This is a genomic window from Paracoccus sp. SSK6, from assembly GCF_039770665.1.
Taxonomy (GTDB): Bacteria; Pseudomonadota; Alphaproteobacteria; order Rhodobacterales; family Rhodobacteraceae; genus Paracoccus.
Genome location: NZ_JBDPNJ010000001.1, coordinates 102,525 through 114,799 on the forward strand (window position 1 = coordinate 102,525; position 12,275 = coordinate 114,799).

Below are 12,275 nucleotides of genomic sequence, written 5' to 3' on the forward strand. Positions count from 1 at the left end.
TGGTCATGCGGGTCATCAGCATGTCGTCCCGGTCCATGTCATCCAGCAGGTCGGCCAAGGCACCCGCCCACCATCCTTCGATATGAAGATGGGCCGGCCATCGGGTGCGATCGGCCGGACGCCTTCCTTCGACCCGATGGAACTGTCCAGGCCGAAGAAGGCATTCGTGGCGTTCATCGCCTCGGACCGTTCGGACCTCGCGGACAGCTCTTCGCCAAGCGCCCCGATATGCAGGCCGGACTTGCCCGACTTCAGCCAGATCACGCGGTTCTGGCTGCTGCCGCCCGCGATCGTATAGCCGAAGGCGCTGTCGGCCTCGGTGCCGTCCTCGAAGTCGAGGTAATCGCCCAGGACCGAAAACCAGACCGTCCGGGGTTCCGATGGCGTGGCTGCCGCAACCAGGCGCTGATCGTGGATCTCCAGGCAGGCGGGATAGCCGTGGATCCGCGACCAGGCGCCTTCGGACCAGCGATAGGTTCCGTCGGTCACGACCGTTCCGGGCAGCGTGCGGATCACCTGGGCCGTTGCTGTCGTCGCATTGGCGACGGCCGTGATGCGCACGATCCCTTCGTCGTCGGAAATATAGCGCCAGGACACGGACGGGCTCAGGCCCACCCGTTCGATCCCTTCGGTATGCACCGGGGGATTGACCCCCGTATTGTCGCCGGCGACCAGTTCGTAAACGCGGCCGTCATAGCGCATCCGCTGCCCGACAGAGATGTCCGTCTGGCCGGTCCACAGCGGAGTGGTTCCGAAATTCTGTGCCTGAAGCCGCATCAGGCCCCCGACATGCTCGGGCCGAAACAGCGCCTTGCTGGCTGTCAGGGTGGCTGGCCCGGTCGAACTGCTGGCCTTGACGGTCGCGGCCTCGTCCAGGTTCTGGGTCTTGAACGGACCATTCTTGAATTCGGCGGGTGCGATCGACCAGTTGTTCAGCGCCATCCGCGCCAGCCGCTGGATCGGCTTGCCACCGCCCGCCAGATAGATCACGTCCGCCGACTGCACCCATTGCAGGGTGTCCAGGTCCGCAGCGGTATAGGGATGGGCCAGCTCGTAAACCGTCCCGCCGCCGGTCAGCACCAGCTGGCCATAGCGCCAGACCCGCATCCAGCCCGGCGTCAGTTCCAGGATCAGGCTGTCGTTCTTGGCGAACTCGAAGGCGATCAGCCGGGCCTTCGCATTGTCGCGGGTATAGCCCCGGAAGATCGTGCCGGGCGCGCGGGTGACGCCGCCCTGCCGCAGCGGCAGGAAGCCCACGCAGGATTTCAGGCCGGTCTGGTATCGCTGGTAATCCGGTCGGCCATGCAGCAGGGGCGAGACTTCGCCGCTGGAAAAGGAAAGCTGGTCACGCGACACCCTGCTCATCGCATGGCCCAGCCGACCCAGTCGGTGACGCCGTAATCCTGGCCGTCATAGCGTTCCAGGCTCGCGGACCGGGCGTCCAGCCGCATGGCCTCCTTCAGGGCCAGCGCGGCGCGATTGTCCAGCGACTGCGTCTTGCTGTCGGCGCCGACCCATCGGGGCGACAGCATCGCGGCCAGGCGCAGGGCCAGCGCCGTCTGGAAGGTCGCCGGCATGATGTTTTCGTTGTCGATGTCGCGGGTGTATCGCACCGGCAAGGGGCCGGGCCATTCCGCGCGCAACGTGCGGCCGTCCAGGCGCCAGCGCAGATCCAGATCCAGCGGATGGCGGAAGATCACGCAATCGCCCGGCAGGCTGAAAGCATGGGGCAGCGCGGGATCGACGGGCAGACCAACGGTGGCGATCTGCGGCAGGTCCGCCACGACCGAGGCGAAGGACCAGTCGCAGGCCTCCAGGCACATACGCCGCGCAACCGGATACTGGGCGGCGGCGTCCTGCGCCTGGGGCGTGTCGTCGGCGAAGGATGAAAACGGGGCCAGCTCCATGGCCTGGAAGGCCGCGGCACCGATCGTGGCGATGGCCATTGATGTTGACATGACGGCCGGCCCCTCTCCGCGCCCGCGTCAGCGGAAGCGGTAATGGATTTCGAACAGCATGGTCCCGGCCGCCGTGGCATTGGCGGGGCCGTGCGCGAACAAGCTGATGATGTTGTTCGCCGGAGGCTTGGCGAGGCCGACGATTTCCCAGATGCGCTTCTGGTGCGTGGCGCCCAGACGGGTGATCGGGGTGACGGTGGCGCCCGCGCTTTTGGCGACGGTAATCAGGGCGTCGATGTCAGTTTCCGTGCCGATCGACACGGTGGCGAAGCCCCAACCGTCCACCTTGAAGCAGGTCAGGGCGTCCAGCAGCGCGTCGGCCGGCAGATCGACCAGGTGATACATCGACCCGGCGCTGTCGCTGGCTGCGTTCGAGACTTTGCCAGCGGACACGATCGGACGGCCGCGGACGATTTCGGGATCAGCGCCGGGATACATGGTCGCCGGATTGCTGAGCAGGTCGGATTGGCCCTTTACGATAGCCATGATGGTTCTCCAGATTTCAGGGGAAAGGATGCGGCCAGGCGGACCCGGCCGTCATCTGGCCGTCAGGCCGGTTCCTGGCACTCGATGGCGATCACGCCTTTGTCCTGCGCTCTGACAGCGTCGTAATAGGCGCTGACGTAGACGTAAGGCAGGTTCTTGGCGTGCGGGTCGTTCCAGATCTGACCCTCGATCCCCTGCCACCGCGCGTTGACGATGTTGTTCTTGGACCAGATCGCGCACAGGCGGATGTCGGTCTGGGATTTCGACTTGACCGGCACGCGGTTGCTGACGATCCAGTTGATGCCCATCAGGGACGTGGCCTTGCCCGACTTCAGCTGCTCGATGTTGAAGGCGTTCAGGTTCTGGCCGCTTTCCTGAGCGATGGCGATCAGATCATCTTCCTGCTGCGGCGTGATCAGCCCGAACAGCTGGTCCTCGTCTTCAAGGCCGAATTCGTTCTGCTTCAGCTGCAGGCGCGCGGCGCGCAGCTTCTCGATCGTCAAGCCCTGGCCGGCATGCGGGATGTACTGGGTGGACGGCAGCGGCGTGCCGACGCCGGGCGTCTTGCCTTCACGGGCGATGCCCAGGATGCCGCCTTCGGTGACATAGAAGTTGCCGTCGTCGCCCTTGCTGACCCCGGTGATCAGATCCATCTTGCCGCGCCGCACGGCTGCGGTGTGCGCGGTGACATAGGTGGACGTGGGGTCCGTTGCCGTTTTGAACTTCTCTTCCTTCTCGATATACTGCGCACTCTCGATCGGATCGGGGAAGACAACCCAGCGGCGGGTCTTGTTGATCGGGTTCTCGGGGTTGCGGCGGCTGTGCTGTTCGCCCCGCTGATATTCGGCCTCGCCGATCAGGTCGGCGACCGACTGCGCCTCGCCCGAGGCGGGCACTTCGTTGACCGCGCCTTCCAGCGGGTTCTTGGTCTGTTGCGCGACCATCTGCACGCTGGCCGCGTATTGAAGCTTGTGATGCTGCTCAACGAGCATTTCCTGAGGCATTGCCCCCTCCTGAAAAATCCACGAAGATGTGAGGTTTTCGGAGGGGTTGCCCGGCAACCGGACCCGCCCTGGCTTTTAGACGGGGGCCTACCCGGCAGTCTTTCCTGCTGTCGTCTGGACCCTCACAAGAGAGGGTTGCCCGTCAAGGACAAGAAATAGCCACAGGTCGGGGACTTAGGCCAGCGAAATTTTCAGCCGCGCCGCTCCATCGACAATCGTGTGATCCGGTCCACCTGCTTTCGGGCATCGGTCAGGAACAGATCCGTGGCCGCAAGCATCGCCATGGTCTGATGCGCCATTTCGTCGTCGCCGCTGGTCAGCTGGTCGATCAGGGCAAGGATCGCGCGGGTGCAGCCCGATGCATTGTGGATGGCGTCGGTCGCGGCCTCGGCCCCCTCGAAGATGTCCTGCATGGGTTCATGCTGCATGGCACACCTCCGCCGTCAGCAAAACCACGATGCCCCTGCCGCGTAGGCCGTTCAGGGTCAGCGCGTTCTGGTGGCGTTCCGTGCCGGGCAATGCCAGCAAGGCGGGCGTATGGCGACCGCCTGCCCACGGAGTGCCGTGGAACAGCGCGCCATGCGGCTGATGCGCGATGAACAGGCGGTTGCCCGGCTGCGGGCGCAGGCCAAGCCCGCCCAGCAGGCGGAAGGCCTGTTTTGTCGGGCTGGCAAGGTGATCGTTCACCGGCATCCCGTCCAGTTCGAAATCCAGCACATGGCGCAGGCAGGCCGCGCCGTCCTCGACCCGCGCGCCGCCGCGACCGGGATCCAGCGGCGGCAGGGGCGACCGGGCCCACATGCGGCGGCCCGCATCCGTGCCGCCAAGGATCCGAGCCTCGCGGACCAGGGCCAGCCACAGGCCGGTTTCCCGGTCGGGCATGTCGTCCAGGCCGGATCGGGCGGGATCGGCGGCGGGGGCGACATAGGCGCCGGTCTTGCGGATCGAGGGCAGCACCTCGGCGGTGACCCATTTGCGGAAGCGGTGCTGGACCGTGCCAGGCGTGGTCGCGCCGTTCGAGCGCAGGACGAGGGCGTAGAGGCCGCTTTCGGAGATGATGGCCATCTGCTGCGCGCCGCCAAGGGTGTCGGTCTTTCCGACGCCCTTTTCATCGCTATCGAGGCGCGACACCGCATCACGGGCGTTCGCAATCCCGATTGCGCGGCACACATCGGCGGCGACAAACCAAGGTTCGTCATCCTGCATGAAAACGCGGACAGCCTGTTCTTCGAAGTCGAATGGAATAATCTTGGCAGACATGCTGCACTCCCAAGGTTCAGGTGAACCCGGGGCCGCTACCAAACGGGTGCCCGGGCAACAGCAGGTTGGTAGACCGTCGAACCCTAGGGAAAACGGCGTCGCTTTCGCGACCCCACTGCGCCCGGACATGATTAAGCCGCGCATGGCGCGGCTGTCGTGCGCCTAGGTTTCGAACGGGCTACCACCCCCGATGCGATCTTTTCTATCGCATAGTTGGAAATTGGCGCACGCCGAAACCAAAGTCAAGGTTTACGGTCGGGAACAGTAAGCCCGATCATCAGCCTTGCAGTTCCAGTAATCTACTGCTCGCTCATGTTCTTCGATCTCAAGCACCGTCGCTTGCTTTGCGCATTCGATGAGTTCCGAAACCTCAGCGTGGTAACGGTCCATATCCCGCCTGCAGCGATTGAATGCGAATTCGTCCTCGAATGTGCCGTATGAAGTCAGGCATGGAGGCGGCGACGGATCTCCGCAATGGTATAGCTGGGCGCTTGCCACAGTCGGCGCCGCACCAGCCAAAATAATCATCAGACGAATCGTCCCTTGCATGTCGAAAGGCTTGCATCGGTTAGCAGCGCAAACCAGCAATATTTTCGGATACGACGATCCAGCCCTCCAGATCGTCCCTGACCTCATAATCCATGTCGATGATCTGCTCCTCGTGCGGGGCATAAGGCCAGGCGTCGCGTTTCAGCCGCTCCAGCGTGGCCCGGCCGATGATGACCGAAACCGCCTGGTGCCCGCGCATCATCAGCTGCGCGCGGGCATTGGCGATCTGGCCCAGAAGGTCGTGGCCGAGGCTCACTTCGCGCCCGATGCCAGGCGGGCCAGCCGCTCGAACTGGGGTCGCAGGCGGGCGATGGCCTCGCTGTCACGTGCCTGGCTGGCCTTGGCCCATTCGCCGTCGGGGGCCATGAACTTGGTGAACTCGGTCGCGGCCTCCTCCTTCGTCATGCCGAAGCTGCTGGCGCCGCTGCGCAGGCCGATGCCCTTGTCCTCGGCCAGCAGGGCGCCCGCCGCGGCGAAGATCTTCATGGCCGCCGTCTGTCCTGGCTCGCCACTGGACAGCAGGCCGACGACGGACCGGATGCCGTCCGCGTCCAAACCGGCCTGTTCGGCCAGGGCCGACGCCGCCTGACGGGCGCGGGTCTTGTGGACCTCGGCATCCTTGCCCCATTCCCGGTCCAGCTCGGCGGCCAGTTTGCCTTCCGCCTCGCGCATGTCGCGGTCCAGGTTCTGGTCCACCTCGGCGACATAGCCCGCATACATCTCAGTCATGGCCTTGACGTCATCGGGGGCCAGGCCGCGTTCGAAGGCCAGGTTGCGCATCTTGTCGGCCAGACCATCGTTCCAGGCGATGCCTTCGGGCAGGCCCTCGGGACGGGCAATCTCATAGCCCGAGGCGTCGGCGGGCAGGCCGAAGGTCTCGGCGTGCGCCTTGCGCCACTCGGCCAGGGGCTGATCCTTGCCGGGCTTGTCGATCACCTGGTCGATCGGGCGGCCGAACCGGCGGTCGGCGGCCTGGCCCATGCCGACCATCTTCAGGATCGCTTCGGACGGATCGGCGGCGGCCGTCACGCCCTTGGCGGTCATCCAGGTGCGGGCATCATCGGGAATGCGCGCGTCCTCGAACCATTTCGGCTCGGCCGCGCCGTTGTCGCCGCCGGTGCCAGATGCTGCGGCTGCCGCAGCGGCAGCAGCATCGTCGGTACCCCCTTCGCCGCCGCCCGTGCCGGCCTCGACCGAGAAATACCGACTCGTCTGTCCCAAATTCCGCATGAACATCATCTGTCCTCCATCATGGCATTAAGCTCTGTTTGGCTGACGCCCATCAGCGCCAGCAGTTGCAGACCCAGATCGCGGCGTCCGGCCTCATAGGTCAGCCGCGCCGGGTCCAGTTCAGGTGTCGAAAACCCGTCCACAAAGCGGGCGGGCTGCATGGTCATCAGGCCGCAGAACTGGATGACGTCTTCGGCCAGCTCGGGCGAAACCGCCCGGGCATTGCGCCACCGACGGGCGGTGTCGCCCGCCGTTGCCTTGTGCGGGATCAGCGCCCGGATCAGGGGGATGCGGTCCCAGATCATTGGCTGTCCTTTGCTTCTGCAGGAAATAAGATCATCAGCCGGTCATACATGCGGTGCGGCAGGCAGATGATCGGCTTGGCATCAGCCCCGAACAGCGCCTGGTGCGGGATGATCTGGATGCGGCCATGGGCGGCAATCGCCGCGATCGCGCGCAACAGGTTGTCGTCTGCTTCTGCAATCTTGTCTGCTGCTGCCCGCAACTGGTCGATCAGGGATGTCACTGCACCATCCCCCCGGCCTGCATGGCCTGACCGGCGGAGGCCAGGTCCTTCACCGCCCCAGCCACCGGCCCGGCGTTCTGCAGCATCATCGCCTGCTGCTGGGCCTGCGCATCCGCTTCGGCGATCGCGTCAGCTTCCTCGCGCGACCGCAGCATCCTTGCGGGCAGCGACGGGCTGGCCTCGTGCAGGGCCTCGATCACGGCATCCGGGTCCAGGCGCTGCAGGTAACGCCGATCGGTCTGCGCGAGCGGACCAAGGTTGTCCAGGAACTGGACGATCGCCATGCCCTCGCGCGCCTTCATGGCCATGCTGGCGGCGGACTGGTATCGCATCCCCATGGGCAGGCCCTCGGCTTCCTTGGGCGGGGGCGGGATCTGACCGGCGCGCCACAGCATGCGGAACCGGCGCTCGACCTTCTTGGCCGCGTATTCCTCCATGATCCGATCGGAATGCGGCGCCCAGTTCCGCATCTTCGCTTCTTCGATGATCAGCGTTTCCTGCGACGTCAGGCCGGTGCGGCCCTGTACAGTCATGATCGTGTAGTGGAAGGCATCCTTGACCTCCTCGATCTTCTTCTGCTTTTCGGCATCGGTGAGGCCGATCCCTCCGCCCATCTGCAGAGGCATGACGGTCTGCTGGGCAAAGCCGCCGCGCTGCGGGCGGATCAGCCGGGCGATGTCTTCCCAATCCGACTCATGCCCGCCGCGCAGGGTCTTCAGTTCGGACCAGCGGTCCATCGCATCCTTGGCCGCAGGGTGGTTCTTGCGGTGGCTGTCCATTACTGGGCCACCCCGCCCAGGGTGGACGTGTGCGGGATGCCGGTCGCGCTTGTCAGCACGTTGGCGGCGGCACCCGCGCGCCGGCGGCGCAACCGCGCCTCCATGTCGGCGCTGCGGATGCTTTCGGTGTTGTCGAAGGCAGCAATTGGCGCGGCCTTCTGTTCGGGCATCTTCTGGCGGAACATGCACATGGTCTGGTCCTTTCAGGTTAATTTTCGTCGGGAACACCAGAGAGGCGTAGCGCAGTGGCGTCGGTCATCTCGACCGGTGTCACCAACAATGCCTCCCGTTCAGCGGTGCATTTCGCACCGCCCCAGAAGAATTCGCCCGTCTCAACTACGAAGGCCTCGCTAGCGCCCTTCTCGTTTCGATACTCGGATTTGAAGCCTAGGCAGTTTCCGAACAGGAATAGGCCGGGCGGGCATTCGTCCAGGCGACAAGCGAACATCAATCAATCTCCAGATCAGGGACCGCCCGCGCCACATAGGCGAACTGGCGGAAGGTTTCGGTTCCGTTCGGGCCAAAGCCCGGCATGTCGGTTTCGTGCTTGAAGCCCACCAGCCGCAGGAACGTGCTGGCGCGCGGGTGGCCGGCCCAGGCGCGGGCCTCGATCCGGTGGATGCCCAGGTCGTCGCAAAGGCCGGGCATGTTTTCGCGAATCGCCACGGCCACCGCCACCAGCTCGCGCCGGAAGCGGCGATGATCGCGGGCCAGCATTGCCGCCTGGGCAACGCCCCCCTGGCCGGTATGGCCCAAGGCAACCAGGGCGAACGGCGTTCCCGCCCCGGTGTTGACCACCCAGCTTTTCACCGTCGCCCCCTGCATCGCGCGCCAGTCGGCCCAGATCGCCAGGTGCGAGGACTTGGCCTCGGCCTCCATCTGGTCGAACGGGTCCAGGTTCCGGATCACGTCCATGGCCGCGAAATCGTCGAAGGGGCGAAGGTTGATCATTCGGCAGGCGTCTCCGCCTCGGCCGGCAGTTCGGCCTCAAGCTCCATCAGCTTGCGCCGGGCGGCATTGGCCCAGTTGGTGACGGCGCCGTGGTCGCCGCCGGTGCTGGTGGCGGTGATCCCGGCCATGGTGACTTTCGATCCGCCACCGCCGCCGCTGACCTTGGTCAGCTTCATGCCCTCTTCGAGCTTCAGGCGAGAGGACAGGTCCAGGAACTGTCCCTTGTGCTTTTCCTCGATCTCGGCCGCGAGGCTGCGCAGTTTCGCAGCGTCCAGTTCGGCTTTGTTGGTCATGGGTCAGCCCTCCTCTGCCATGCGTTCGCGCAGGGCATAGCCCTCCAGCGGCCACATCTGGCGGATTGCATCCTCGCGGGCGAACTTGCGGCCCAGCTCGGCGTCGAAGTTTTCGGGGTCCGCCGGGGCGGACTTCCCGACGAGCGAGAAGCCGTTCTTCAGCTTTACGACGCAGATCGTCAGGTGCGGCATCAAGTCGGGCTGGATGTATTCCTCGCCGTCGATCTTCGCGATCATGCTGTCCAGCGTGACGCGGTTCGGGGTTTTCGAAACCGCAGCTGCGGCGTCGTCCCCCAGTTTCAGGCTATCCATTCATCGTCCTCCATAGGGGTTCAGCACGTCGAACCCGGTGCGCAGCCCGCTTTCGCCCCCGGACAGGGGCGGGCCGCCGTTGTGGCCGATCAGGCCGGTGGGTTGTCCGGGGAAGCTTCCGACGCTGGTGCCATCGGCCTTGTGTTCCGACAGCAGCAGGTATTGCAGGGCGTCCATGACGTTGGCCTCGGTCAGGCTCTTGTCGGGGACCTTGCGCTTGTCGCCCTGGGCGTTGACCTCGTCCGTCCAGACATAGCGGGCCTCGAATCCCGCGATCAGGAAGGCACAGGACGGGTCGATCAGCAGGCCTGTGCGACCGGCATGGATCGGTGCCTCAAGCGCAGCGCGCACGGCCTCCAGGCGCGGCTGGATGCGGTTGGTGCCGATCCGCTGCGGGCGGACGCGGAAACCGCCCGCGCGACCGACCAGCAGGTTCCAAGTGTGGTTTTCGTCGGCGGCCTGCGAGGATCCGTGCTCGCCCGCCATGTCGGCCCAGCCGCCCTCGATGCGCAGCCCCGGCCAGCGGGTTTCCAGCAACTCGGCCAGGCGCGTGCCGAAAACCTGCGCCATCAGCCGTTCCTTGGGGAAGTGCAGCTCGCCCAGGCTGGTACCATGCGCGGCGTTGTGCATCGCCGCAATGGCGATTTCATCCAGCGCCGACGCGGACTGGCTGGTATAGATGACCTTGTGGTTGACGCCCGGCTCCACAATCAGATCGCCGGTCACGGGATCGGTTTCCAGCTTGTAGTAATCGGCAGTCGCCCAGCCGTCCCGCGCGATCATCGGGGCCACACTGATTTGCACGTCCTGCCCCTGCGGGCCTTTCGCCGTGACCGTCGCCGGGCCATGAACGTCATGCAGGTAAACGGAGGTGCCGCCGCCAGAACGGGCAACCGCTCGGCCTTCCGACAGGTCGGTCAGCGCCATGTCGTAGATGTTCAGTTCCCCGCCCTTGGCAAGTAGGAAAGTCGTTTCAGGCGCGTCCCCATACTTGTCGATTGAGATGGTGGTGCCGAGTGCGGTTCCAGAGACGGGCTGACCGCGACGGCCCAGGGCGTGCAGGTAGATGGTGGTCATGGTCAGGCTCCCAGCAGGGCGTCGATTTCGCCGTTGGTCAGATCGGCATTGATGAGGATCAGGCGCGACAGCGTGCCGCCCGCCGCGACCCAATTGCGGTCATTGGCGCTGCGGTTGCCGATGCAGAGCCGGCTCACGGCAGGCAGGGAGGAGGTGCTGTGCTGCCCCTGCGCGGCCATGGTTCCGTTGACGGACGCGCGATAGTTGCCGGTCGTCGCGCCTGCCTTGGCGCGCATCGAGAGGCGGACAGGCGTGGAAACGGGCGTCGGGGCGGTCGTGTTCGGGCTGAAGAGGCTGGCCCCGGCTTTGAAGCTGCTGAAGCTGGCGCGCGGCCCATCCGAAGAGGTGACGCCGATGGCAATGTATTCGTCGGTCGGAACCCCATCGTCGCCATCGTCCAGTGCGAGCATGCCGTAGTTGGTGATGACGGGCGGCGTCACACCTGTCGCGGCAATGGCAATGCTGGTGCCAAGGCCCGACACGTCGATATAGTCTACACCGGCTGAACTGGTCTTGAGGACGTTCGCCGCACGGGCAGCCGACAGGGTGTTGTAGCTTACGCCGCCAGCGCGGATGCGGCCGCCCGCCCAGTCAATTTCCACGGATCCTGGATGTGCATCGACGCGAGGATCCCACCACTCATCGGCAGGTGCTTCCGGGACGGCCAGCGCATTGGTGCTGATCTCCCGCACGCCCCGGCTGTCCGAATAGGTCACCTCCAACCCAATGCTTGTACCCCCGTCCTCGGCCCGCACGACATAGCTTTCCGCCGTGCTGCCATCGGGCCATTCCCACGCTGCATCAGGCTCTGCGGTTCCAAGCGATGCGATCAGGCCGAGATCGAGAAACAGCCTCTCACCCACAGCAGGGGTGCCATAGAGGCGCGGCGGGATCACCGCGCGGGGGCCATTGTCCAGATCGACCGGAACGGTATAGGCGCCGTCCCATTCGTCAGGCGTCAGGCTGGTATAGCTGATGGGTTCGGTGGCGCCCGTGAAGGACATCAGGTTGCCGCTGGCCTGCGCGAAGGCGGCAGGCGCGGGCTGCACGTCATAGCTGCGCAGGAAGTCCTGATAGCCCGCAAGCTTGGCGCTGACGGCCACATCAGCCGTGTCGTCGGATGGCGCGGTGAAGGTGCGCGTCGCCCCCGTGCCGCTGAAGGTGACGCTGCCGGTGACGGTATCGGGCGCCTCGCTGAACGTGATGCTGGCGGGCTGGCCCGCGACCAGGGGGTTGGGGCTGATGGTAGCCTGCAAGGTGGGAAATTCCGCTGCATCGCCACTGATGGCCAACTTCGGGGGTTCGCTCCATGGTCCTGGTCCGACGCTGTTCACGGCACGCACACGGAACGCATATTCAGTGCCTTCCTCGGGCATCGTCAGGATGCGCACGCCAGTGCCAAGCCCGGTCAGTGCCTGTCCTGGGGCGTCCTCCCCTTCCTCGGTCGTATACTCCAGGGCAGTCAGCGCAGCGCCACCGTTGCTCGGCCGACCTGAAATCTCCAGGGCCACGGTGGCGGGATCTTCCCCGGTTGACACAGCCCACTGATGCTCTGCGAAACCAGCGGGGGCGGTCGGCGCGGGTGGATCGATGCCATCGTCTTCGCCCAGACCGCGGCCCAGTGTGACGCGGCCGATGCCCACGCCGTGTGTGGCGACCCTGATGCTCATGGCGGCAATACAGGCATACCAGGCGCGCGGGCGGATCAGCAGGCTGTCGTCGGTGTCGGGGACGGTTTCGGCGCAGACCAGGATAGATCGTGTCCCCGAGTTCTGGATGATGTCGCCGGCCGCGACGGCGATCGGCTCGGACCAGGCGCTGCTTGTCAGAACGGATGTCATGGCCTTGCC

Annotated in this window: 17 protein-coding genes; all 17 read right to left on the reverse strand. The window is 65.5% G+C overall.

Annotation, left to right across the window (positions count from 1 at the left end; genetic code table 11):
* Positions 1-15 precede the first annotated feature (15 nt).
* Positions 16-1,365 carry a hypothetical protein gene (locus tag AAIL68_RS00475; RefSeq protein ID WP_347137523.1) on the reverse strand — a complete coding sequence of 450 codons (1,350 nt, stop codon included), beginning with the start codon at positions 1,363-1,365 and terminating at the stop codon, positions 16-18.
* On the reverse strand, positions 1,362-1,958 hold the full coding sequence (locus AAIL68_RS00480) for a hypothetical protein (RefSeq protein ID WP_347137524.1): 597 nt from the start codon (positions 1,956-1,958) through the stop codon (positions 1,362-1,364). Before AAIL68_RS00480 ends, AAIL68_RS00475 begins: the two co-directional genes overlap by 4 nt.
* A gap of 27 nt (positions 1,959-1,985) precedes the next feature.
* Positions 1,986-2,444, reverse strand: a complete 459-nt coding sequence (locus tag AAIL68_RS00485; protein ID WP_347137525.1) for a hypothetical protein — start codon at positions 2,442-2,444, stop codon at positions 1,986-1,988.
* 62 nt (positions 2,445-2,506) lie between these two features.
* Positions 2,507-3,448 (reverse strand): phage capsid protein, encoded by a 942-nt coding sequence (locus tag AAIL68_RS00490; protein ID WP_347137526.1) that lies wholly within the window; start codon positions 3,446-3,448, stop codon positions 2,507-2,509.
* A 191-nt stretch (positions 3,449-3,639) separates the two neighbouring features.
* Positions 3,640-3,876, reverse strand: a complete 237-nt coding sequence (locus AAIL68_RS00495; protein ID WP_347137527.1) for a hypothetical protein — start codon at positions 3,874-3,876, stop codon at positions 3,640-3,642.
* Complete coding sequence (locus AAIL68_RS00500; protein ID WP_347137528.1) at positions 3,866-4,708, reverse strand: Bro-N domain-containing protein; 843 nt, start codon at positions 4,706-4,708, stop codon at positions 3,866-3,868. The genes AAIL68_RS00495 and AAIL68_RS00500 overlap by 11 nt, the downstream gene beginning before the upstream one ends.
* 568 nt (positions 4,709-5,276) lie before the next feature.
* Positions 5,277-5,513 (reverse strand): hypothetical protein, encoded by a 237-nt coding sequence (locus AAIL68_RS00505; protein ID WP_347137529.1) that lies wholly within the window; start codon positions 5,511-5,513, stop codon positions 5,277-5,279.
* A complete protein-coding gene (locus AAIL68_RS00510) occupies positions 5,510-6,487 on the reverse strand; it encodes a hypothetical protein (RefSeq protein ID WP_347137530.1) in 978 nt (325 codons plus the stop codon). The genes AAIL68_RS00505 and AAIL68_RS00510 overlap by 4 nt, the downstream gene beginning before the upstream one ends.
* A 5-nt stretch (positions 6,488-6,492) precedes the next feature.
* A complete protein-coding gene (locus tag AAIL68_RS00515) occupies positions 6,493-6,792 on the reverse strand; it encodes a hypothetical protein (protein ID WP_347137531.1) in 300 nt (99 codons plus the stop codon).
* The gene (locus AAIL68_RS00520) at positions 6,789-7,013 is read right to left on the reverse strand and encodes a hypothetical protein (RefSeq protein ID WP_347137532.1); all 225 of its coding nucleotides are present in this window, start codon (positions 7,011-7,013) and stop codon (positions 6,789-6,791) included. The genes AAIL68_RS00515 and AAIL68_RS00520 overlap by 4 nt, the downstream gene beginning before the upstream one ends.
* Entirely contained in the window at positions 7,010-7,792 is a 783-nt protein-coding gene (locus AAIL68_RS00525) for a portal protein (protein WP_347137533.1), read from the reverse strand. The genes AAIL68_RS00520 and AAIL68_RS00525 overlap by 4 nt, the downstream gene beginning before the upstream one ends.
* On the reverse strand, positions 7,792-7,983 hold the full coding sequence (locus AAIL68_RS00530) for a hypothetical protein (protein WP_347137534.1): 192 nt from the start codon (positions 7,981-7,983) through the stop codon (positions 7,792-7,794). The genes AAIL68_RS00525 and AAIL68_RS00530 overlap by 1 nt, the downstream gene beginning before the upstream one ends.
* A gap of 256 nt (positions 7,984-8,239) precedes the next feature.
* Entirely contained in the window at positions 8,240-8,743 is a 504-nt protein-coding gene (locus AAIL68_RS00535) for a hypothetical protein (protein WP_347137535.1), read from the reverse strand.
* Positions 8,740-9,036 (reverse strand): hypothetical protein, encoded by a 297-nt coding sequence (locus tag AAIL68_RS00540; RefSeq protein WP_347137536.1) that lies wholly within the window; start codon positions 9,034-9,036, stop codon positions 8,740-8,742. Before AAIL68_RS00540 ends, AAIL68_RS00535 begins: the two co-directional genes overlap by 4 nt.
* A gap of 3 nt (positions 9,037-9,039) precedes the next feature.
* Positions 9,040-9,348, reverse strand: a complete 309-nt coding sequence (locus AAIL68_RS00545; protein WP_347137537.1) for a Gp49 family protein — start codon at positions 9,346-9,348, stop codon at positions 9,040-9,042.
* Positions 9,349-10,425: a hypothetical protein gene (locus AAIL68_RS00550; protein WP_347137538.1), complete on the reverse strand. Its 1,077-nt coding sequence runs from the start codon at positions 10,423-10,425 to the stop codon at positions 9,349-9,351.
* Between the two features lie 2 nt (positions 10,426-10,427).
* Positions 10,428-12,266, reverse strand: a complete 1,839-nt coding sequence (locus AAIL68_RS00555) for a fibronectin type III domain-containing protein (RefSeq protein ID WP_347137539.1) — start codon at positions 12,264-12,266, stop codon at positions 10,428-10,430.
* Between the last annotated feature and the right edge of the window lie 9 nt (positions 12,267-12,275).

Coding starts and splice junctions, on each gene's coding strand:
- AAIL68_RS00490 (WP_347137526.1), bottom strand. CDS start 3,448: ATGCCTCAGGAAATGCTCGTTGAGCAGCATCACAAGCTTCAATACGCG.
- AAIL68_RS00525 (WP_347137533.1), bottom strand. CDS start 7,792: ATGGACAGCCACCGCAAGAACCACCCTGCGGCCAAGGATGCGATGGAC.
- AAIL68_RS00555 (WP_347137539.1), bottom strand. CDS start 12,266: ATGACATCCGTTCTGACAAGCAGCGCCTGGTCCGAGCCGATCGCCGTC.
- AAIL68_RS00500 (WP_347137528.1), bottom strand. CDS start 4,708: ATGTCTGCCAAGATTATTCCATTCGACTTCGAAGAACAGGCTGTCCGC.
- AAIL68_RS00515 (WP_347137531.1), bottom strand. CDS start 6,792: ATGATCTGGGACCGCATCCCCCTGATCCGGGCGCTGATCCCGCACAAG.
- AAIL68_RS00475 (WP_347137523.1), bottom strand. CDS start 1,365: ATGAGCAGGGTGTCGCGTGACCAGCTTTCCTTTTCCAGCGGCGAAGTC.
- AAIL68_RS00540 (WP_347137536.1), bottom strand. CDS start 9,036: ATGACCAACAAAGCCGAACTGGACGCTGCGAAACTGCGCAGCCTCGCG.
- AAIL68_RS00545 (WP_347137537.1), bottom strand. CDS start 9,348: ATGGATAGCCTGAAACTGGGGGACGACGCCGCAGCTGCGGTTTCGAAA.
- AAIL68_RS00495 (WP_347137527.1), bottom strand. CDS start 3,876: ATGCAGCATGAACCCATGCAGGACATCTTCGAGGGGGCCGAGGCCGCG.
- AAIL68_RS00480 (WP_347137524.1), bottom strand. CDS start 1,958: ATGTCAACATCAATGGCCATCGCCACGATCGGTGCCGCGGCCTTCCAG.
- AAIL68_RS00535 (WP_347137535.1), bottom strand. CDS start 8,743: ATGATCAACCTTCGCCCCTTCGACGATTTCGCGGCCATGGACGTGATC.
- AAIL68_RS00485 (WP_347137525.1), bottom strand. CDS start 2,444: ATGGCTATCGTAAAGGGCCAATCCGACCTGCTCAGCAATCCGGCGACC.
- AAIL68_RS00510 (WP_347137530.1), bottom strand. CDS start 6,487: ATGCGGAATTTGGGACAGACGAGTCGGTATTTCTCGGTCGAGGCCGGC.
- AAIL68_RS00550 (WP_347137538.1), bottom strand. CDS start 10,425: ATGACCACCATCTACCTGCACGCCCTGGGCCGTCGCGGTCAGCCCGTC.
- AAIL68_RS00530 (WP_347137534.1), bottom strand. CDS start 7,983: ATGTGCATGTTCCGCCAGAAGATGCCCGAACAGAAGGCCGCGCCAATT.